At 62.6% G+C, this 18,762-nt stretch carries 16 protein-coding genes; 9 read left to right on the top strand and 7 right to left on the bottom strand.

What is annotated here, in order from left to right:
* Positions 1-61: 61 nt before the first annotated feature.
* Positions 62-709: a TetR/AcrR family transcriptional regulator gene (locus YUO_RS0111435; protein WP_028347374.1), complete on the bottom strand. Its 648-nt coding sequence runs from the start codon at positions 707-709 to the stop codon at positions 62-64.
* Positions 710-808: 99 nt separating this feature from the next.
* Between YUO_RS0111435 and YUO_RS0111430 the strand changes: the two genes are divergently transcribed.
* On the top strand, positions 809-1,813 hold the full coding sequence (locus YUO_RS0111430) for an ABC transporter substrate-binding protein (protein WP_028347373.1): 1,005 nt from the start codon (positions 809-811) through the stop codon (positions 1,811-1,813).
* 124 nt (positions 1,814-1,937) lie between these two features.
* Here YUO_RS0111430 and YUO_RS46180 read toward each other — a convergent pair whose 3' ends face one another.
* The gene (locus tag YUO_RS46180; protein WP_156908596.1) at positions 1,938-2,099 is read right to left on the bottom strand and encodes a hypothetical protein; all 162 of its coding nucleotides are present in this window, start codon (positions 2,097-2,099) and stop codon (positions 1,938-1,940) included.
* Between the two features lie 28 nt (positions 2,100-2,127).
* On the opposite strand from YUO_RS46180, the gene YUO_RS0111420 reads away from it, so the two are divergent.
* A complete protein-coding gene (locus tag YUO_RS0111420) occupies positions 2,128-3,948 on the top strand; it encodes a flavin-containing monooxygenase (RefSeq protein ID WP_028347372.1) in 1,821 nt (606 codons plus the stop codon).
* 52 nt (positions 3,949-4,000) lie between these two features.
* Entirely contained in the window at positions 4,001-5,947 is a 1,947-nt protein-coding gene (locus YUO_RS0111415) for an alkyl/aryl-sulfatase (protein ID WP_028347371.1), read from the top strand.
* 136 nt (positions 5,948-6,083) lie between these two features.
* Here the strand turns inward: YUO_RS0111415 and YUO_RS0111410 are convergent, their stop codons facing one another.
* A complete protein-coding gene (locus YUO_RS0111410) occupies positions 6,084-7,151 on the bottom strand; it encodes a glycosyltransferase family 4 protein (RefSeq protein ID WP_028347370.1) in 1,068 nt (355 codons plus the stop codon).
* Positions 7,152-7,453: 302 nt separating this feature from the next.
* On the opposite strand from YUO_RS0111410, the gene YUO_RS0111405 reads away from it, so the two are divergent.
* The 4 genes from YUO_RS0111405 to YUO_RS0111390 all read left to right on the top strand — a co-directional run bounded on the left by YUO_RS0111405 (position 7,454) and on the right by YUO_RS0111390 (position 13,366).
* Positions 7,454-9,217, top strand: coding sequence for an ABC transporter ATP-binding protein (locus YUO_RS0111405; RefSeq protein ID WP_028347369.1), 1,764 nt, complete (start codon positions 7,454-7,456; stop codon positions 9,215-9,217).
* Positions 9,218-9,285: 68 nt separating this feature from the next.
* The gene (locus YUO_RS0111400) at positions 9,286-11,484 is read left to right on the top strand and encodes an amylo-alpha-1,6-glucosidase (protein WP_028347368.1); all 2,199 of its coding nucleotides are present in this window, start codon (positions 9,286-9,288) and stop codon (positions 11,482-11,484) included.
* A gap of 46 nt (positions 11,485-11,530) precedes the next feature.
* On the top strand, positions 11,531-12,028 hold the full coding sequence (locus YUO_RS0111395) for a PRC-barrel domain-containing protein (protein WP_028347367.1): 498 nt from the start codon (positions 11,531-11,533) through the stop codon (positions 12,026-12,028).
* A 45-nt stretch (positions 12,029-12,073) separates the two neighbouring features.
* Positions 12,074-13,366, top strand: a complete 1,293-nt coding sequence (locus tag YUO_RS0111390; RefSeq protein WP_051379405.1) for an MFS transporter — start codon at positions 12,074-12,076, stop codon at positions 13,364-13,366.
* On the opposite strand, the gene YUO_RS0111385 is transcribed toward YUO_RS0111390, so the two are convergent.
* From YUO_RS0111385 to YUO_RS0111370, 4 genes are all read right to left on the bottom strand, one after another.
* Complete coding sequence (locus YUO_RS0111385; RefSeq protein ID WP_028347365.1) at positions 13,335-14,564, bottom strand: MFS transporter; 1,230 nt, start codon at positions 14,562-14,564, stop codon at positions 13,335-13,337. The genes YUO_RS0111390 and YUO_RS0111385 overlap by 32 nt on opposite strands.
* 120 nt (positions 14,565-14,684) lie before the next feature.
* On the bottom strand, positions 14,685-15,176 hold the full coding sequence (locus YUO_RS0111380; protein ID WP_028347364.1) for a cupin domain-containing protein: 492 nt from the start codon (positions 15,174-15,176) through the stop codon (positions 14,685-14,687).
* Positions 15,177-15,466: 290 nt separating this feature from the next.
* Positions 15,467-16,828, bottom strand: coding sequence for a dihydrolipoyl dehydrogenase family protein (locus tag YUO_RS0111375; protein ID WP_028347363.1), 1,362 nt, complete (start codon positions 16,826-16,828; stop codon positions 15,467-15,469).
* Positions 16,829-16,917: 89 nt separating this feature from the next.
* A complete protein-coding gene (locus YUO_RS0111370) occupies positions 16,918-17,409 on the bottom strand; it encodes a DUF302 domain-containing protein (protein WP_028347362.1) in 492 nt (163 codons plus the stop codon).
* 252 nt (positions 17,410-17,661) lie between these two features.
* Between YUO_RS0111370 and YUO_RS0111365 the strand changes: the two genes are divergently transcribed.
* Both YUO_RS0111365 and YUO_RS0111360 read left to right on the top strand, forming a co-directional pair.
* Positions 17,662-17,946, top strand: coding sequence for a hypothetical protein (locus YUO_RS0111365; RefSeq protein WP_028347361.1), 285 nt, complete (start codon positions 17,662-17,664; stop codon positions 17,944-17,946).
* A 79-nt stretch (positions 17,947-18,025) separates the two neighbouring features.
* Positions 18,026-18,745, top strand: a complete 720-nt coding sequence (locus tag YUO_RS0111360) for a peroxiredoxin-like family protein (protein ID WP_035726641.1) — start codon at positions 18,026-18,028, stop codon at positions 18,743-18,745.
* Positions 18,746-18,762 lie beyond the last annotated feature (17 nt).

The following is an 18,762-nucleotide window of genomic DNA, read 5'->3' as shown; positions in this document are numbered from 1 at the left end:
GTTCCCCGCCGCGCGGCGGCAATCTACCGCGGCCCCTGCCAGTAATCAACCATCTGGTTGATTAGGGACGCAGAGAGTGCATCACCAGGTCGACCACGTGCCTGCGGCGCGCCTGCCGCGCGGCCCGGCTCGACAAGTCCTTGCCGAAGATCGCCGACAGGGTCGGCGTGTTCGAGAAGTAAAAATAGCTGAGCCCGGCGATTGAAATATAGAGGTGCACGGGGTTGATACCTTTACGGAATATGCCGGCCTTCACGCCTTCGCCGAGAATGGTCGAAACCAGGCTGACCAGCGGCGAATGCATCGCTTCCAGTTTTCGCGATCCGCGCACATGCCGGGCGCCGCCGCGGTTTTCGTCGTTCAGCAGCACGATGAAGTCCGGATGCGCGGCAAGGTGGTCGAAGGAACTTTCAATCAGCTTCTTGATCGCTTGTTCCGGCGGCAGCCCCTCGAGATTGAGCTTGCGCTCCTGGGCGCGGATTTCCTCATAGACCCATTCCAGCACCGCCAGATACAGCGCGTCCTTGTCACCGAAATAGTGATAGACGAGCTGCTTGTTGACGCCCGCCCGCGCGGCGATCTCGTCGACCCGGGCGCCGGCGAGGCCGCTGCTGGCGAATTCGCGCCGCGCCGCCGTCAGCAGTTTTTTGCGGGTCGCGGCCGGATCGCGCCGCTGCGGCCTGGTATCGTCAGAACGTTTTTTCGGCATTTCCAACCAAATAGTTGACAAGTCGTCTGGTCCCTTGTTGCATTGGTAGCGTCACGGATGCGCGGCGACAAGATCGGGTTGCAGAACGAGGAGGGTGCAATGAAGGCTTTGCGAATTGCAGGATTGGCGCTTGCGCTTGCCGTGCCGGCTGCGCCCTGTGTGGCCGCCGAGTCCGTTAACCTGATCCTGAACTGGACGCCGACGGCTGATCATTCGCCGTTCTATTACGCCAAGTCGCAAGGCTGGTACGAGAAGGCCGGCATCGATCTCACGATCGAAGTCGGCAAAGGCTCCGGCGTCTCCTCGCTGAAGGTCGGCTCCGGCGGCTCGCCGTTCGGCATCGCGGATCTCGCGACCGCGCTGGTGGCCAAGAGCAAGGGCGCCGACGTGGTGGCGCTGATGAGCATCTACGCCAACACCGGACAGACCTTCTACTGGCTGAAGAGCTATGGCGTGAACGGGCCGAAGGACTTTCCGAACCACAAGATCGGCAATCCGCCGGGCGACGCCTCGCGGGTGATGTGGCCGGCCTTTGCCAAGGCCGCCGGCATCGCGCCAGATTCAGTGAGCTTCGTCAATGTCGGCCCGACCGCCAAGATCGCGGCGCTGAAGAGCCATACCGTCGATATCATCAGCGATTTCTACAATGAGCACGACCTGAAGGTGATCGAGTTCGGCGCCGATCTCGGTTACGTCAACTGGAAGGATATCGGGCTGAACCCTTACGGCAACTCGTTGATCGTCAACGGCGCCTATCTGCAAAAGAATCCAAAATTGGTGGAGGACTTCGTCAAGATCAGCCAGAAGGCCTACGCCGCCTGCGTCGCCGACGTGGCGCCCTGCCTCAAGGCGCTGCTCGACCAGGCCTCAGGTCTCGACAAGGAAAACCAGCAGCGGCAGTGGGAGCGCATCAAGTTCCTGATGACAGACGAATTCACGACGACCAAGGCGCTCGGCTGGATCGATGCCGAGCGGATGAAGAAGGACTACGAGCTGGTGCAGACCTATCTCGGCATGGAAAAGCCGTTCGACGTGAATACTGCGTTTTCGACCAAGATGCTGGATACGGGCATCAAGATGGATGCCAGCAAGGTGAAGAAGTAGGGCGGTAACGACCGCATCGTCATTGCGAGGAGCGAAGCGACGAGGCCATCCATCTATCCCCACGCGGATAGGTGGATTGCTTCGCTTCGCTCGCAATGACGGCGTGAAAGGAGCAGGCGCCGCCTCACTGCAGCGCCATGCCTGATGTCGCGATCACGTTCGCCAGCTCGTCGTAGTCGGCCTTCATCGGTGCGGCGAGATCCGCGAGCGATATCTCGTGCCTGGGATGTTGGCAACCGCGAGTCGGCGCGGCATGATGCCGTCTGTGCGGTGCTATGACAGGCACCTTGGCAATTTTCTGAAGGGCGCTCCGGATGACAATCGCCGACCGACCCTCGGCCTCGCCGGGCGCAGCGATCGACAAGGAGCGGCTGCGCCAAAAATATCTGGAGGAGCGCAACAAACGGCTGCGTCCCGACGGCAACGACCAGTATCTGCGTGTCGCGGGGCAGCTCGCGCATTATCTCGACGATCCTTATACGCCACTTGCCGCGCGTGAGCCGAAGACCGATCACGTCACCTTCGCCTTCGTCGGCGGCGGTTTTGCCGGGCTCGTCACCGCCGCGCGGCTGTCGGAAGCCGGCGTGCAGGACGTCCGCGTCATCGAGAAGGGCGGCGACTTCGGCGGCACCTGGTACTGGAACCGCTATCCCGGCGCGCAATGCGATACCGCCTCGATGGTCTACATGCCGCTGCTCGAGGAAACCGGACACATGCCGTCGGAAAAATATGCGCATGCGCCGGAAATCCTTGCGCATTGCCAGCGCATCGGCAAGCAATACGGCCTCTACGACAACGCGCTGTTTCATACCGAGGTGGTGAGCCTCGATTGGGACGAGGCAACATCGCGCTGGCGCATCCGCACCAGCCGCGGCGATGACTTCACCGCGCAATTCGTCGGTATGGGCACCGGGCCGCTGCACGTGCCTAAGCTGCCCGGCATTCCCGGCATCGAATCCTTCAAGGGGCACTCGTTCCACACCAGCCGATGGGACTACGATTACACCGGCGGCAATCCATCGGGCGCGCTGATGGAGAAGCTCGCCGACAAGCGCGTCGGCATCATTGGCACCGGCGCCACGTCGGTGCAATGCGCCCCGCATCTCGCGCGCGCCTGCAAGGAGCTGTACGTCTTCCAGCGCACGCCATCCTCTGTCGACGTGCGCGCCAATGCGCCGATTGATCCGGAATGGTTCGCCGGGATCGCCACGCCGGGCTGGCAGCAGCGCTGGCTGGAGAATTTTACGGCAAACCAGGCCGGCGGCTCCGCGGAAGAGGATCTGGTGCAGGACGGCTGGACCGATCTGTCGCGGCGCATCCGCGCCAAGGTCATGGACCTGCCGCGCGAGCAGCGCACGCCGCCAAACATGCTGGCGGCGTTCGAGGATTCCGATTTCGAGAAGATGGAAGAAATTCGATCGCGGGTCGACAGCATCGTGCAGGACCGCGAGACCGCGGCAAAGCTCAAGGCCTGGTATCGCCAGCTCTGCAAGCGGCCATGCTTCCATGATTCCTATCTGCAGGCGTTCAACACGCCGGGCACGCATCTCATCGATACCGACGGCAAGGGCGTCGAGCGCATCACCGAGAACGGCGTCGTCGTCGCGGCCAAGGAATATGCGCTCGACTGCACCATCTATGCCTCGGGCTTTGAGGTCGGAACCGAGTACAAGCGGCGCGCCGGCTTCGACCTAACCGGTCGCGGCGGGATCAAGCTGTCGGAGCATTGGGCGTCGGGCATGCGCACCAAGCACGGCGTCCATGTCCATGGTTTCCCGAACGCGTTCTTCGTGCAGCCCGCGCAGGGCGCCAACCTGATCTCCAATGTCCCGCACAACCTGACCGATGCCGCGAGAAGCATTGCACTCATGGTGAAGTACGCGCAGGTAAACGGTTTCAAGGAAATCGAAGTCACCAGGGAAGCAGAGGATCAATGGGTCGAACTGCTGCTGACCGGCGCGGGCCGCATCATCGGCTCGCCCGACTGCACGCCCGGCTATTACAACAATGAAGGGCGCGAGCCGGGTCCGGCGGCCAAGCTCAACGTCGGCCATCCCGCAGGCCCGATGGCCTATTTCAAATATATCGAGGGCTGGCGCAGCAGCGGAAAATTCGAGGGGATCGCGTTTCGCTGACGCCGTTCGAATTTCTCAAACGTTCCATCGCGAGTAGGGGAGTTACACAACAATGAGCCAACCAGCCACGATCGAAGCTCGCAAGGAGTCTCCAAAGGAAGCGTCCGCCTCCGTCATCGCGCAGCATGCGGCGACGCTGAAGGCGCTGCCGTTCTCCGACACGCGTGATTTCGACGACGCCGCGCGCGGCTTTCTCGGCACGATCGAGCATGCGAGGATTACGTCGCCTCAGGGCAGGGTGGTCTGGAGCCTGGAACCTTACGGTTTCCTGTCCGCGGAAGAAGCGCCGCCGACGGTCGATCCCAGCCTGTGGCGGCAGTCGCGCCTCAACATGCATCACGGCCTGTTCGAGGTGGTGCCCGGCGTCTACCAGGTGCGAGGGCTCGACATCGCCAACATGACGCTGATCGAGGGCGATAGCGGCGTGATCGTGGTGGATACACTGACCTCGATCGAAGGCGCGCGGGCGGCGATGGAGCTCTACTTCCAGCACCGTGGCAAGCGGCCCGTTGCGGCCGTGATCTTCACCCATACCCACACCGACCATTGGGGCGGCGCGCGCGGCGTACTCGACGATGCAACACCCACCGGCGGCAGCGTGCCGATCATCGCGCCCAATCTGTTCATGGAGCATGCGGTTTCGGAAAACATCATTGCCGGCCCCGCCATGCTGCGACGCGCGCAATATCAGTTCGGACCGTTTCTTGCGAAAGGCGTGCGCGGGCAGGTCGATTGCGGGCTAGGCAAGACCATGGCGGCCGGGGCGGTTGCGCTCGTGCGCCCGACCGATCTGATCATGGCGACCGGCGACCGGCGGACCATCGATGGGGTGGAATTCGAATTCCAGATGGCGCCGAATAGCGAAGCGCCGGCGGAGATGCATTTCTTCATACCGCGTTACAAGCTTCTCAACCTTGCGGAAAACTGCACGCATAATTTTCATAACCTGCTGCCGTTCCGCGGCGCCGACGTACGCGACGCGCTGGCCTGGTCGAAATATCTCGGTGAGGCCCTACAGATGTGGGGCGGTAAGGCGGATGCGATGTGCGGCCAGCACCACTGGCCGGTCTGGGGGCAGGAGCGGATCGACGCCATGATCCGCCAGCAGCGCGATCTCTATAAATTCGCGCATGACCAAACCATCCGCCTGATGAACCATGGGCTAATCGCCGCCGAAATCGCCGAAACCATCCGCTTGCCGGCGAGCCTTGAGGGCGCCTGGCATGGCCGTGGCTATTACGGCCACATCAGGCATAACGTGAAAGCGATCTACCAAAAGTATCTCGGCTGGTACGACGCCAATCCCGTCAACCTCGATCCGCTGCCGCCGGTCGAAGCGGGCAAGAAATATGTCGAGTATATGGGCGGCGCGGACGCCGTCCTGACGCGCGCGCGCGAGGATTTTGCCAAGGGCGAATTCCGCTTCGTCGCGCAGGCCGTGAGCCATCTGGTGTTCGCCAATCCCGATAACCAGACGGCGCGCGCGTTGCTCGCCGATACTTTCGAACAGCTCGGCTATGCCTCCGAAAGTTCGACCTGGCGCAATGCCTATCTGTTCGGCGCGCAGGAACTGCGGCAGGGCATGCCCAAGACGCCGCCACGCGCCGCGATGCCGCGTGAAACGCTGGCCGCGCTCCGCACCGAACAGCTCTGGGACGTGCTCGGCGTGCGCCTCAACGGTCCCAATGCCGAAGGCAAGCGCATCGTCCTGAACTGGAATTTCACCGATACCGGCGAGACCTTCATCCTCAATCTGGAAAACTGCGCGTTGACCTATGTCGCGAACGCGCAAGCCCCCGATGCCGACGCCAGCTTCACGCTGCCGCGCAGCGTTCTCGACGAAGTGATCGCCAAACTGGCGACATTTCCGGAAGCAGTCGGCTCCGGCAAGATCAAGGTCAGCGGTAATCCGGTGCGGCTCGGCGAGTTGATGATGCTGATGGACGAATTCCCGCGGATGTTCGAGATCGTCGAACCGAAACGGACGATGGTCTCTTAGCGTCATTGCGAGCCAACGGGTCGCGCGAATGCGCGCCCGATGACAGGCTCCGCGAAGCAATCCATCTCTCCACTCGCGGTGACATGGATTGCTTCGTCGCTTCGCTCCTCGCAATGACGATGACGCGTGGACGCCGTTACTCCGCGCTGCTCACGAGCTTGATGCGCGGCTCTTCCTCCATCAGGCCGCGATACGCAGCGAGATAGTCGAGCGCCATGCGGCGCGCCGTGAAACGGGCTTCGAACCGCCGGCGGATGGCGCCACGATCCAGCATGGATAGTCGATCGACCACAGCCACCGCGCTCGTTTCATCTTCCACCACGAAACCTGTGAGACCAGGGTCGATGATCTCCGCCACCGAGCCACGGTTGTAGGCGACCACCGGTGTGCCGCAGGCCATGGCCTCGATCATGACGAGGCCGAAGGGCTCCGGCCAGTCGATCGGCACCAGCAGCCCGATGGCGCCGCTGAGGAAGTCGGGCTTTTCGCGGTCGGTGATCTCACCGATGTATTCGACCAGCGGATTGGCCTTGATCAGTGGGGAAATCAGCTCGTCGTAGTAGTCCTGGTCGGCGCGATCGACCTTGGCCGCGATTTTCAGCGGGATGCCGCATCGGGTCGCGATGCTGATGGCGCGATCAACGCCCTTTTCCGGCGCGATCCGCCCGAGCACCGCCAAATAGGACGGCTGCACCGGCTGCGGCGTCAGCAGATTCTCCGGCAACCCGTGGTGAACGGTGCGCAGCCAATTGGCCTGCGGCACCGGCCGACGCTGCGCGTTGGAGATCGAGATCACCGGGACTTTGGAGAAGGTATTGAATACCGGCTGATGCTCCGGCAGGTCGAGCCTGCCGTGCAGGGTGGTCAGGAACGGCGTCGGCTGTCGGTAGAACAGCGAGAACGGATAGTAGTCGAGATGAAAGTGCAGAAAATCGAACTCTTCATCGTCGCATTTCTGCCGAACGCGTTCCAGCATCACCATGTGCAGCGCGTTGGGGTCGCGCACCGAGCCGTCGAGGCGCAACGCCTTCGGCCATGTCGCATCGAGTTTCGCCGAGGTGCGGGAATCCCCGCTAGCGAACAAGGTGACTTCGTGCCCTAACGTTACCAGTTCTTCAGTCAGCCAGTGCACCACCCGCTCGGTGCCGCCGTACAGTTTGGGGGGAACAGCCTCCGTCAGCGGGGCGACCTGCGCGATGCGCATCTTTCGTCTCCTGTTTCGAATGTTGGTTGGATAAATCCCTCAGCCCGCAGATCGGCACCGGCGTGCCGGAAGCTGGAACGTTCTTGCATCTGCGAAGTTCCAACTGTCGGCGCATCTTGGTTCTTCCACACGACTGTCTTGCTGATGCCATCTGACATCAACAGATTTGAGGCGACTTGGATGCTGCAGAATTGTTGCGCGGTGATGGCTGCGCGCCAGCAAACCCGAAGCGGCATCGTTCACGACCTCGTGGGCGATGTACGTTAGGATTCCCTTTCACTCTCAACAGGTTTGCAGACGACATGGACAATCTTTCAGGATATGCGCGACGGCCGTTTCCATTTGTCTTGCGCTATCTGCGCCGGCGCCGCGGAGCCCATGTGGTCATCGTGTCTGCCGTCATTGCAGCGGTTGCCTGCTCGGTGGGCACGCAATACGGCGTCAAGTATCTGGTCGACAGTCTGACGGCCGGTTCGTCGCACGCGAGCAGCGTATGGCTGGCATTCGCTTTTCTCATGTCGCTTATTGCGGCGGATAATCTGCTGTGGCGGGTCGCGAGTTGGACGGCGAGCTTCACTTTCGTGGGCGTCACCGGCGATCTCCGCCGTGACATGTTCCGCCACCTGACCGGTCACGCTCCCAGCTATTTCTCTGACCGGCTGCCGGGCATGCTGACCAGCCGTATCACCGCGACATCCAATGCCGTCTTCACCGTCGAAAACATGTTCGTCTGGAACGTATTACCGCCGTGCATCGCCACCGTTTCGGCGATACTCCTCATAGGAACCGTCAGTCTTGCGATGTCCGCGGGCTTGATCGTCATCGCGGGTATCATGTTGATGGCGATGTTTCACCTCGCCGCGGCGGGCAAGCCGCTGCATGATGACTTTGCCGACAAGGCGGCTGCGGTGGACGGCGAGATGGTCGACGTCATCAGCAATCTGCCGCTGGTCCGTGCGTTCTGCGGCCTCAGCTACGAACACGACCGCTTCGACGCCACCGTCGAACGGGAACTCGACGCCCGTGGGCGCAGCCTCCGCTATCTCGAGAAGCTGCGGCTGCTTCACGCCGTTGTGACCATTCTGCTGACGATCGCGCTGCTGGCATGGGTCATCACGCTCTGGCAGCGGGGCGCGGCAACCACCGGCGATGTCGTGCTGGTATGTACGCTCGGGCTCTCGATCCTGAGCGCGACGCGCGACCTTGCGGTGGCGCTGGTCGACGTGACCCAGCACGTCGCCCGCCTGACGGAGGCGATCGCCACCTTGCTACTGCCGCACGAATTGAAGGATCATCCCGAGGCCGAGCCACTGGTCCGCAGCGGCGCCGCCGTCGCCTTCAACAACGTCTCGTTCCACTATCCCGGCGGCGTTCAGGTGTTCGAGAAGTTCTCCTTGCGCATTCAGCCGGGACAACGGGTCGGGCTGGTCGGCCATTCCGGCGGCGGTAAATCCAGCCTGTTTGTGCTGCTGCAGCGCTTCTACGACGTCCAGCACGGCAGCATCATGATCGACGGCCAGGATATCTCGCGGGTCACGCAGCAGAGCCTGCGCGAGGCGATCTCGGTCGTGCCGCAGGACATCTCGCTGTTCCACCGCTCGATCATGGAAAATATCCGCTATGGACGTCCGAACGCGACCGACGACGAGGTGCTGCGCGCGGCGATTGCAGCGCGCTGCGATTTCATCGAAAATCTTCCCGAAGGCATGGCTACAATGGTTGGTGATCGCGGCATCAAGGTTTCCGGCGGGCAGCGGCAGCGGATCGCCATCGCGCGCGCCTTCCTGAAGGACGCGCCGATCCTGTTGCTGGACGAGGCAACCGCTGCGCTCGACAGCGAATCCGAAGAAGCGATCCGTGAGGCGTTGTCGCGGCTAATGCGAGGACGCACCGTGATCGCGATCGCCCACCGCCTAGCCACCCTGCGCAATTTTGACCGCGTTGTGGTATTGCAGGGCGGGCGGATCATCGAAGACGGACCGCCGGATATTCTGGTACAGGGAAGGGGCCCTTACCGCGAATTGGTCGCGCGCGAAATGGGCCGTCTCGCGACCCACGCGGCCTGACCTGCGGCAGTAGCGTTTGCGTCCCGATGCGTGCATCACAACGCAAGAAAATCGCTTGAGGGGTCAAGATGACAGCGGAAGTTACTCAATTGATCACCATTGAGGCTGCCGAACACGTCGCGGAATCGCCTTTCTATATCCCGATGACGGGTCCGGCGACGCGGCAGCGCCGCTCGCTCAAGCACGACGATACATTCATCGTGCTGGACAGCCATGGCGACATCGGCGCCTCTGCCGGCGGGCCCGACGGTCTGTTCAACGCTGATACCCGTTATCTCGCCCGGCTGGAGATGGTGCTCGACGAAGTCCAGCCGCTGTTGCTTGGCTCCAATCTGCGCGATGACAATTCGGCGCTGACAATCGATCTCACCAACTCGGACGTGTACCGCAACGGAAGGCTGGCGTTGCAGAAGGACACGCTGCACATCGTGCGCTCGATTTTCCTGTGGCGCGGCACGGCCTACCAGCGCATCGCCCTGCAAAATCACGGCGACCGGCCGGCGAGCTTCGACCTGACGCTGTTGTTCGACAATGACTTCGCCGACTTGTTCGAGGTGCGCGGCGAGTGCCGGCCGCGCCGGGGCATAGGCTCCAGCCGGTTGCTCGGTCCCGCCGATGTCATGCTGGAATACAGCGGGCTAGACGGCAAGGCCCGCATTACAGCGTTGCATTTCGAGCCGCGGCCGACGCGGCTCGCGGTCAATTCTGCAACCTATCATTTCGAGCTGGCACCCAGGCAAGTGATCGCATTGTTCGTCGCGATATCCTGCAACAAGCCGGCCATGCAGAAGCCGGTACCGTTCTATCGCGGCCTGCTGGCGCATCGCCGCGAGATGCGGCGCTCGACGGTCGGCGCGGCCAGCATCGAGACGTCGAACGACATCTTCAACGAGGTGCTGTGCCAGGCGATGGGCGACCTCAACATGCTGATGACCGAAACGCCGCAGGGGCGATATCCCTATGCAGGCATTCCCTGGTATTCGACCACGTTCGGTCGCGATGGACTGATCACCGCACTGCAGATGCTGTGGGTCGATCCGCGTATTGCCCAGGGCGTGCTGCGGCGGCTGGCTCATTTTCAGGCCAAGGAGGTTGATCCGCTCGCCGATGCCGAACCTGGCAAGATCTTGCACGAAATGCGCGGCGGCGAGATGGCGGCGCTGCGCGAAGTGCCGTTCGCGCAATATTACGGCAGCGTGGACTCGACGTCGCTGTTCGTGCTGCTGGCCGGCCTCTATGTCGAGCGCACCGGCGACGAGGAAACGCTGGCCGAACTGTGGCCCGCGATCGAGGCGGCGTTGCAATGGATCGACGGCCCCGGCGACCCTGATCGTGACGGCTTCGTCGAGTACCAGCGCGCCACCGAGCAGGGGCTTGCCAACCAAGGCTGGAAGGATTCCTTCGACGCGATCTTCCACGCCGAAGGGCAGCTCGCCGAGGGCTACATCGCGCTGGCAGAAGTTCAGGGATATGTATTTGCCGCCAAGCGGCTGGCGGCGCGCTGCGCCCGGCGGTTGGGATTGATCGACCGGGCAGCAGAACTCGAATCCGAAGCCCTGCTTCTGGCCGAGCGCTTCGAGGAGGCGTTCTGGTGCGAGGAGCTCGGCACCTACGCGCTGGCGCTCGATGGTGCCAAGCGGCCGTGCAAGGTCCGAACGTCTAATGCCGGCCAGCTTCTCTTCACCGGCATCGTCCGGACCGACCGCGCCCGCCTCGTTGCGGCCGATCTGATGAGTCAGAAATTCTTTTCGGGATGGGGCATCCGCACCGTGGCCTACGGTGAGGTTCGCTATAACCCGATGTCCTATCACAACGGATCGATCTGGCCGCACGACAATGCGCTGATCGCGCTCGGTTTTGCACGCTACGGCCTGAAGCATTCGGTAGCGCATCTGTTCAAGGGCCTGTTCGATGCTGCGAGCTACATGGACTTGCGGCGGCTGCCGGAATTGTTCTGCGGCTTCCGGCGGGAAAAGCGGCGCGGACCGGTGCTTTATCCGGTTGCCTGCGCGCCGCAGGCCTGGGCCAGCGCGACGCCCTTTACGCTACTGGAAGCAGCGCTCGGCCTCGAATTCGATGCCGCGCGCGGCGAGATCCGGCTTCGTGACCCGCGCCTGCCGGAATTTCTTAACGAGGTTGTATTGCGCGATCTGCGGCTCGGGCCTTCCAGCGTCGACTTGAGGGTACGCCGCCACGGCGATGAAGTGTCGCTCGAGGTACTGGGCACGCGCGGACAGATTCAGGTGTCGATCGTGTTGACGCATTAGCGGTCGTGCATCCCTATCCATGCGTCCTCGGAGTTCAGGAGGCCATATGCGCGCCGGTATTGTCATCATATCGCTGATCGCCGGGCTAGCGATGAGCCTCCCGGTTTCGGCAGCGGAAGATAATGGACCGCCGGGAGGCCGAGTTGCTCCGGCCGATGCCGCAAAAGATGCCACGAAAAAGGAACCGGCGCCTCCGCCGTCGGTCACCGTGATCGGCGCCCGCGACGCGCTCGGCATTCTGGGCCGCGAGGTCCGCAGTGCGGCTAACGAAAATATGGGACGCATCGTCGACGTGATCGTGGACCGCGAGGGCACTGTGCGCGCCGCCGTCATCGATTTCGGCGGTTTTCTCGGTGTCGGCAGCCGAAAGATCGTCGTCGACTGGAGCGCGCTGCGTTTTGGCCGTGTTGCCAACAAGAGTGACAGCATCACGCTCGAGCTGACCAAGGAACAGGTGATCGCGGCGCCGGAATACAAGCAGGACGCGCCGGTCATCGTGCTCGGTGCGGCCGGCCGCTTGCAGCCGTGGGATTTCGACAAATAAAGGAGAAACGGTCTGATCGTGCGCCCGTCCCAGTCGCTCGATCCGATGAACGACGATCGCCATCGGCGATCCGCCGGCGAGGGTAATGTTGTGCCGGTGCCGCCCGCGCCCACCAAGCGGCCCAAACCGTCGCGCGAGAGCCAGCGCGGCCTCGACTGGTTCATCTTCTTTCTCGCCGACGTGCAGACCGGATTCGGTCCGTTTATCGCGGTTTACCTCACGACGCAGAAATGGACGCAGGTTGAGATCGGCTTCGTGCTGTCGATCGGCGGGATCATCGGCCTGCTTGGGCAGATGCCGGGCGGAGCCGTCGTCGATGCCGCCCGTTCCGAGCGGCTGGTGGCGGGGCTCGCTGTCGCCACCATCGGCTGCGCCGCGCTGGCCTACGCCTTATGGCCGATCTTCCCGGTCGTGACTGCGGCCGCCATCTTACATGCGCTTGCGAGCTGCGTGCTGGGTCCGGCAATCGCCGCGATTAGCCTCGGCCTGGTCGGGCCGTTTGCGATCGGGGAACGGCTCGGGCGCAATGCCCGTTTCGCGTCCCTGGGTAATGGTTCAGCGGCGGCGCTGATGGGCGCATCCGGCTATCTGTTGTCAAGCCAGTCGGTCTTCTTCGTTACCTTCTTTCTTACAATCCCTACCCTGTTGGCGCTTGCCCGGATTCGTGGCCAGGAAATCAACGTGGCGCAGGCGCATGGTGCCCTGAGCGAGGATGGCGATGATACCAAGGCCGCCGACAAAAAGGCGACCAGTGTGCTTCATCTCCTTCGGCAGCGCCCGCTGCTGATCTTCGCCGGCGGCGTGTTGCTGTTTCAACTCGCCAACGCCGCCATGCTGCCGCTGATGGCCGGCGTGGTCACGACGCGATCGGCTCAATGGGCGCCGGTGCTGATTGCGGCCTGCATCATCGTACCTCAAGCGATCGTCGCATTGACCTCACCCTCGGTCGGGCGCAAGGCTCAGGCGTGGGGGAGGCGACCGCTGCTGCTCTTGGCGTTCGCTGCGCTGGCGATGCGTGGTTTGCTGTTTGCGGTGGTTCGCGATCCCTATGTTCTAGTGCTGGTGCAAGTGTTCGACGGCATCACCGCGGCCGTGCTCAGCGTGATGGTGCCGCTGATCGTGGCCGATGTCGCCTACGGCAGCGGCCACTTCAATCTGGCGCAGGGGATCGTCGGAACCGCGACCGGCATTGGTGCTTCGCTGAGCACGGTATTGGCAGGCTATATCAGCGATATCTTTGGCAGTAGCGTCGCGTTCGTCGGGCTGGCGGGGATCGCAGCCCTTGGCTTGACGGTGATCTGGGCGTTCATGCCGGAGACCCGGCGGACCGAGGTTTAAGCGTGAGGCCCACGGTCAATAGCGCCGCGATGGCGAGCGACGCGCCTACGCCGGCGATGCAGGCGCTCCATCCGAAGCGGTCGAACAACTGGCCCAGCACGGCGCTGCCGACGAGACCACCGAGGAAATAGCAGGCAAGATAGGTTCCGCTGGCAATGCCGCGGTGGTCGCTGGCGGCCTGGCCGACGAAGCCGGTGGCGCAGGCCTGCGCAAAGAACGTCCCGATGCCGACCAGTACCATGCCGGCCAATACTTGCGGCAGGTGAGAAGACAGCATCAAAGGCAATCCAACTGCTGCCACCGCCAGCGCCCCCCAGATCGCTGGCCGCGTGCCAAACCGGGCGACAGCCCCGCCGGCAAACAGCGTCGTGACCACGGATGGCGCGAAGACGAAATAGACAAGGCCGAGGTCCATCCGTCCGAGCGAGAGCGGTGCTCGGACCAGCACAAAATTGACAAAGGTGAAGGTGCCGATAAAGGCAAACAGGATGCAGAAGCCGATAGCGAAAGCTGAACGCAGCGCCGGGTTACGCCAATGCTCGATTGTTGCCGCGAGCGGCGATCGTGCTGCGTGCACCGCGTGCATCGGCTTGACCCGATGGATGGTGAAATAGACCAGCACGGCACCGGCGAGATTGAGCAGCGCGAAGAAATAGAAATTCGAGGCCAGCCCGAGCGTGTCAACCACCGCCGCCGACACCAGCCGCCCGATCAGATTGCTTGCGACGTTGCCGGTGATATAGGCCGCGAACGCGCCGCCTGCATCCATCGAACTGCATTGCTCGCCGAGATGGGCCAGTGTTAACGCGAACGCCGAGGCCATGCAGAGTCCCTGGGCGATGCGAAGCACCGTAAACGTCGTGAGATCAGGCGCGATCGCCAGCAACGTGGTGGGAACCGCGAGCACGACCAGGCTGACGAGAATGCCGAGCCGGCGATCGATATGCGGGCTGAGGAAGCCGACAACGAGGCCGGCAACGGCCATGCCGATGGTGCTGGCATTGACCGCGATACCCATGGCGGCCGGTGTTACATTGTAGTGCCGGGTCAGCGAGGGAAGAATCGCCTGCGTCGCGAACAGATCCACCACGGTCAGGAATGCCGTCAGGCCAATGACCAGGGATCGCAGGGCTACGCCCGGTGAGTGACCACGTATTTCCATCGCTTGGGATTTCATCGGCGCGGACATGCCGGTCATGGCGCTTCTCAATATCTTATCGAGAAAGAAGGATGTGACGCCTGGGCGTGTGGGGCGACACGGGGACCCCAGGCAGTCACATCCGGCAACGAGACGTCGGGTGGCGCTCGTTACGGCTCCTTACATATTGTGGTCGTGCGGATCCTTGCGGACGTCGCCGACATAGAGAATGACGGTTTCCTTGCCGAGATTCTTCCACCAGTGCGAGGTGCCGGCGACTTCCGGCCTGATCTCGCCGGCCTTGTGCACGATCGGCTCCGAGCAGTTGCTGGCGTATTCGACGATCTCGCCCTGCTGGACATAGATCAGCGCAGGCCGGTCGTCATGGCTGTGCCATGGCACGATGCCGCCGGGCTCGATGGTCAGCTTGCGGAAGCGCAGCTCGCGATCCCTGATCTTGGCCGGCTGCTTTTCGAGGTTGATCGAGCCGAGCGTGACGTCGGTGACGCCGACCGGCTTGTGGTCGACCATCGGGCGGACATTTGCCTGCATCTTCCCGGCCGGGCATTCGCCGGCCACGGCGCTCGAGGCGGTTGCGACCGAACCCGCGATCAATCCGGCGAGCGCGAGGCCTTGCCAGACCGTGCGTGACGTGACGTTGGATTTGGACATGTCGTGGTCTCCTCTGGTTTTGCCTTGGCCCCGGATGGTCTGGCCGGCTACGTCACCACCATCGTGGAAATGGCGCACGAGAGGAAATGCCGGTTGGCTTTTGACTCGATAGCTCCCTGCTATGCGGTTAGTTCTACTGCGTCATAGGCCCCTCATGGTGAGGAGCGCGAAGCGCGTCTCGAACCATGAGGCCCCGCCCGTGGCTTACATCCTTCGAGACGCCCGCTCTGCGGGCTCCTCAGGATGAGGGCTAGAGCAGCGATGACGCAGTAGGACTAGAGCGTTTTCATCTAGCCGTGGCCGAGCATATGTCTGATGTCGGAGGAGAAGGTCGGATAGGCGTAGACGTTTTCCCGGATCTGGCTCGCGGTAATGCCGAAGCGCATCGCCAATCCGAAGATGTTCACCAGTTCCTGCCCCGAATGCCCGACGAAATGAGCACCAAGGATGCGGTCAGTTGCCTGATCGACGATTACTTTCGACCACGCCACTGTTTCGGCATAGGTTTTCGCGGAGAACCAGTCGAGCATGTCATTGACGTGGAGGTCGATCGCAAGACTCTTCTGCCTGGCGGCGGCTTCCGTCAGGCCAACCGAGGCGAGCGGCGGCACCGTGTAGACCGATGTCGCCATGCTCGCGTAGTCCGGGCTGTACTTAGCGCCTTCGACGATGTTTCGGCCGACGATGTCGCCCTCATAGGTCGCGATCGGCGACAGTTGCGGCGAGGTCGGAACCGCGTCGCCGCAGACAAATACGGTGGGATTGGAGGTCGACCGCAAATGGCGGTCGATCGCGACGCGGCCATTGGCTTGCTCGACCTGGCCCGCGACAAGATCCAGCGTATCGACATTGGCGACGCGTCCGGCGCCGTTGACGACACGGTCGGCCTCGGCTGCGTGCACGGTGCCGTTATGGCTGAAGACGACGCGCAGGCGATCCTTCGCCTTTTCAATTTGCTTGACGCTTACTGCAGTTCTGATGCGAATGCCGATGCGCTCGCTCTCGGCCTGCAAGCGCGCGACGGCGTCGGCGTCCATGGCAGGCAATAGCTGCGGCAGCGCTTCGAGAATCGTGACCGCAGCACCGGCACGCGCATAGACATGGCCAAACTCGAGCGAGATGACGCCGCCACCGATGAAGATCACGGAAGCCGGCAGTTCGCGCTCGCTCAGCATTTCATCCGAGGTGATCATGAGCTCGGCTCCCGGAATCGGCAGCGGCCGCGGCCTCGATCCCGTCGCAATCACGATATGCCTGGCCTCGAGTGTCCGGCTTCCGACGCGGATGGTATTGGGGCCTGTGAACGCGCCGTGGCCCTTGATGACCTCGACATTGCGCTTGGCCATCGCGCGGGCGAGATTGGCAGGGATGTCCTTGATCATGTCCTTCTCGCGGTCGATCAGCGCGGCCCAGTCGAGTTTCGGCTTGCCGACAGCTATGTGATGGATGGATGCGCGTTCGATTTCGTGCAGCGCGTGACCGGCGGCGACCAGCACCTTCTTCGGCGTGCAGCCGCGGTTCGGGCAGGTGCCGCCGAGAAGATCGGCCTCTATCATCGCGACCGAGATTCCCGCGCGCCGGACCGGTCCGGTGACACCGATGCCGGCATTGCCGCCGCCGAGAATGACAACGTCAAATTTCTCCGGGGTCATACAACGAACTCCTCTGTTGGCAACGCCGGATGCGATCAGGCCGCGCCGGCGGCGCAGCCTGATGAGCCTACTGCAAGCGGGCGACACGGTTACTTGGTTGTGATGGTCGAAGTGATCGAGCCCACCACCTTGGTCGCCATCTCGAACTGCGCCACACGGTCTCTGATGTTGTGACGCCTGGCGATCCATCCGAAATCGGTCCAGACTGCCCAGACATCGCCACTGTCATCCTGCGTCAGCAATAGCCGGACCGGCCAGTCAAGCCCGGCGTTCGGATTCGAGGTGATGAACTGCGTCCCGAGCGGCGGATTGCCGAACACCAATAGCGTCGAGGGACGCAGCTTGGTGCCGGCGTCGGCCGCGAGTTTCGACTGGTCGATCTCGCTGAAGAATTTGATGCCCTTGGCTGCGATATCGGCCTTGATGCGGCTGATCGCCTCCGGCATCGGCACCGCGCTCTTGACACGAACGATGCCATCGTCGCTGTCCGCCCGTGCTGCCGAGACGACGGAAAGCACGAGCACCGCCAGCAGCAGTGTGGCAAAGAAATTTGCAAAGCGGTTCGTCAGATGGCTTGTCATGGAAAACCTCCTGTCGGTGGCGCATGCCCTCCGCATGCCCTCCGCATGCCTTCGAGGACAGGATGAACGTTCGGCGGGCCGATATGAAATGCGCATCCGCTCTCAAGTCGATAGCGGCGGACTATCGGTGCCCCTCAATACGCCATGGCTATCGAACCGATTGTGCAACGGCATTTCAAATCAAGGGAAGTCCATCCTCTGATGGGCCAGCGTCCGATTGGCGGGCGCGATGTCAATCTTGAGGAATTTCCCATGACCACCCTTTCCAAGACCCTGATTGCCGCCGCGGCCTTTGCCGCCGTCGCAACGACCGCCTTCTCGCAAGTCCCCTGGGAATTCAATCCGGGCATGGCCTACATGTATGCCGGCCCCGGCAAGATGTCGGCGATGGCAATGGCGGCGACGCCCAAGAATCACGACGCAATGATGAAGAACGCCAAAAAGGTGCCTGCTAACACCGTGTTCTTCATGGACAAGGGCCAGCTCTATTCGACCTCGGGCATGCTTGACCCGACCGGCAATTTCTATCTGCCCTGACGCGGGAGCACTCCAGGTTCGGGCTGCCCTTGCGGGGCGGCCCGAGCCGGAAAATAATACGGATATGCCGGAGCAAGCCATGACGACAACGCTATCGCCAGCCAACGCCGAACGCCTCAAGGATGCGTTCCAGCAATGCCGCGACATGGAGGGTACCTTGCGCGAGCAGCTCGAGGCCTACGCTGCGGCGGGGCGGGAGATCTTTCCGGCCTATGGCGAAGCGGTCGACCGGCTGGTGGCGCGGCTCAATGAGAACGGCGGCGGCGAAAACGCGCCGAGGCCAGGCGAGGTGATGCCGCCGTTCCTGTTGCCGGACGAGACCGGCCGGCTGGTCAGCCTGAAATCGCTCCTCGATCAGGGGCCGGTCGCCGTGATGTTCTATCGCGGCCATTGGTGCCCTTACTGCCGGCTAAACGTGAGGGCGGTGATCCAGGCCCAGGACCGGATCAGGGCATTGGGCGCGCAGACAGTTGCGATCATGCCGGAGACGCAGGCCTATGCCGAGAAATTCAAATCCGAGGCCGCAGCGCCGTTCCCGGTGCTGACCGATCTCGACAACGGCTACGCGCTGTCGCTCAACCTCGCGATCTGGCTCGGCACCGAAATCCAGCGGCTGCTTTCGTATCAGGATATGGCGAGTTTTCAGGGCAATGACGGCTGGATGCTGCCGATCCCGGCTACCTTCGTGGTCGGCCGCGATGGATTGGTAAAGGCCCGCTTCGTCGATCCCGATTTCCGCAAGCGCATGGAGATCGACGACCTGATCGCCGCGTTGAAGAGTGCAAGCGAAGAGCGATAGCCGAGCCCATCCTGGCC

The sequence above is a fragment of the Bradyrhizobium murdochi genome (assembly GCF_000472965.1).
GTDB lineage: Bacteria > Pseudomonadota > Alphaproteobacteria > Rhizobiales > Xanthobacteraceae > Bradyrhizobium > Bradyrhizobium murdochi.
The sequence above is the reverse complement of the archived record's forward strand: the minus strand, read 5'-3'. Positions and strand labels throughout refer to the sequence as shown.

What these genes read in the sequence shown, in the direction of transcription:
- YUO_RS0111380 (WP_028347364.1), bottom strand. Translation starts at nt 15,176, where the DNA reads ATGTCCAAATCCAACGTCACGTCACGCACGGTCTGGCAAGGCCTCGCG.
- YUO_RS0111365 (WP_028347361.1), top strand. Translation starts at nt 17,662, where the DNA reads ATGACCACCCTTTCCAAGACCCTGATTGCCGCCGCGGCCTTTGCCGCC.
- YUO_RS0111395 (WP_028347367.1), top strand. Translation starts at nt 11,531, where the DNA reads ATGCGCGCCGGTATTGTCATCATATCGCTGATCGCCGGGCTAGCGATG.
- YUO_RS0111375 (WP_028347363.1), bottom strand. Translation starts at nt 16,828, where the DNA reads ATGACCCCGGAGAAATTTGACGTTGTCATTCTCGGCGGCGGCAATGCC.
- YUO_RS0111385 (WP_028347365.1), bottom strand. Translation starts at nt 14,564, where the DNA reads ATGACCGGCATGTCCGCGCCGATGAAATCCCAAGCGATGGAAATACGT.
- YUO_RS0111405 (WP_028347369.1), top strand. Translation starts at nt 7,454, where the DNA reads ATGGACAATCTTTCAGGATATGCGCGACGGCCGTTTCCATTTGTCTTG.
- YUO_RS0111430 (WP_028347373.1), top strand. Translation starts at nt 809, where the DNA reads ATGAAGGCTTTGCGAATTGCAGGATTGGCGCTTGCGCTTGCCGTGCCG.
- YUO_RS0111410 (WP_028347370.1), bottom strand. Translation starts at nt 7,151, where the DNA reads ATGCGCATCGCGCAGGTCGCCCCGCTGACGGAGGCTGTTCCCCCCAAA.
- YUO_RS0111390 (WP_051379405.1), top strand. Translation starts at nt 12,074, where the DNA reads ATGAACGACGATCGCCATCGGCGATCCGCCGGCGAGGGTAATGTTGTG.
- YUO_RS0111370 (WP_028347362.1), bottom strand. Translation starts at nt 17,409, where the DNA reads ATGACAAGCCATCTGACGAACCGCTTTGCAAATTTCTTTGCCACACTG.
- YUO_RS0111360 (WP_035726641.1), top strand. Translation starts at nt 18,026, where the DNA reads ATGACGACAACGCTATCGCCAGCCAACGCCGAACGCCTCAAGGATGCG.
- YUO_RS0111420 (WP_028347372.1), top strand. Translation starts at nt 2,128, where the DNA reads ATGACAATCGCCGACCGACCCTCGGCCTCGCCGGGCGCAGCGATCGAC.
- YUO_RS0111435 (WP_028347374.1), bottom strand. Translation starts at nt 709, where the DNA reads ATGCCGAAAAAACGTTCTGACGATACCAGGCCGCAGCGGCGCGATCCG.
- YUO_RS0111400 (WP_028347368.1), top strand. Translation starts at nt 9,286, where the DNA reads ATGACAGCGGAAGTTACTCAATTGATCACCATTGAGGCTGCCGAACAC.
- YUO_RS0111415 (WP_028347371.1), top strand. Translation starts at nt 4,001, where the DNA reads ATGAGCCAACCAGCCACGATCGAAGCTCGCAAGGAGTCTCCAAAGGAA.